The sequence below is a fragment of the Pseudomonas sp. KB_12 genome (assembly GCF_052114545.1).
GTDB classification, from domain to species: domain Bacteria; phylum Pseudomonadota; class Gammaproteobacteria; order Pseudomonadales; family Pseudomonadaceae; genus Aquipseudomonas; species Aquipseudomonas brassicacearum.
The window spans coordinates 1-1,097 of the sequence record NZ_JBFREY010000085.1; the positions used below are offsets into that span (position 1 = coordinate 1).

The 1,097-nt window shown below is 57.2% G+C and carries 1 pseudogene; it reads left to right on the top strand.

Annotated features, from left to right (window positions below):
• A pseudogene (locus tag AB4Z20_RS27960) lies at positions 1 to 1,097 on the top strand (sugar-binding protein); the annotation flags it as partial.

Genomic DNA, 1,097 nt, shown 5'->3' on the forward strand with positions numbered 1-1,097 from the left:
AGTTTTCATTTCCATCAGGACGAGGATCACTACCGGGTCGTGCACAAGTCCGGCCTGGTCGAGATACTCGAAGTCATGGGCAGCACCCAGAACCGGGTGGCCCTGCCTGTGGAGATTCGTTCACCCACGGGGCACAAGGTCACGCTCGGTTATACGTTGTTCGGTGGCGCTAATTACATACTGGCCTGGGTCAAGGACGATTCGGACCAGACCCTGCTGACGATCGAGCGCCAGAGCACCTCCGTCGAAGTGTTGCTGCAGCCGTTCGCCGGCCCTGATGGGACCCCGTTGGCGCGCTTCTTTATGACCCTGGGGGGCTCTGACAAATATGTCACGCGCATCACCCTGCCGACCGAGAACGAGGCGTCCTGGCGTTTTGGCTACAACCTGATTCGCGATCACCTCTGCATCACTTGGGTGGAGACACCTGCTGGCGGGCGCGAGGAAATGTTCTATCAAGACGCCGGCCATCAGTTCCCGGAAGGCAGCGGTCGCGCGCCGCTGCCCCGTGTCACCCGACACCTCACCGTCCCAGGCTTTGGCCAGCCGGAGATCGACGTACGCTACACATATAAGCTCTTTGACAGCGATACCGAAACGAATTTTCTGGGGTACGGACTTCGTCTGTCGTGGGATGACGATGGCCTCGACAATCTCTATAAGTACATTGGTACCTACGAGTATGGAAGTATTGAAACCCTCGGGGTCCTCGATGACTCGGAACCGCAAGAGCGTGCGGTACGAATAATCGAGCGAAAATTCAACCAGTTCCATCTCCTGACTCACGAAACCACCACTCAGAACAATAACGTCAAGACGGTCGAGACCACATACTCCCTGACCCCGAACGTCGAGTTCGACAGGCAACCCAACGACTGCCAATTGCCCAGGAACGTCAGAACCAGTTGGTCGTTACTCAATAATCCGAGCCGCAGGCGCAGCGAAACTGTCAGCAACACGTATGACACACACGGCAACCTGCGGGTCCGAACCCTTGCCAATGGCGTTATCGAAACCAACGTCTGGTATCCCGCCTCAGGGGGCGATGGCTGTCCAGCCGATCCCGAAGGCTTTGTGCGCAACCTGAAAGAGCAAAC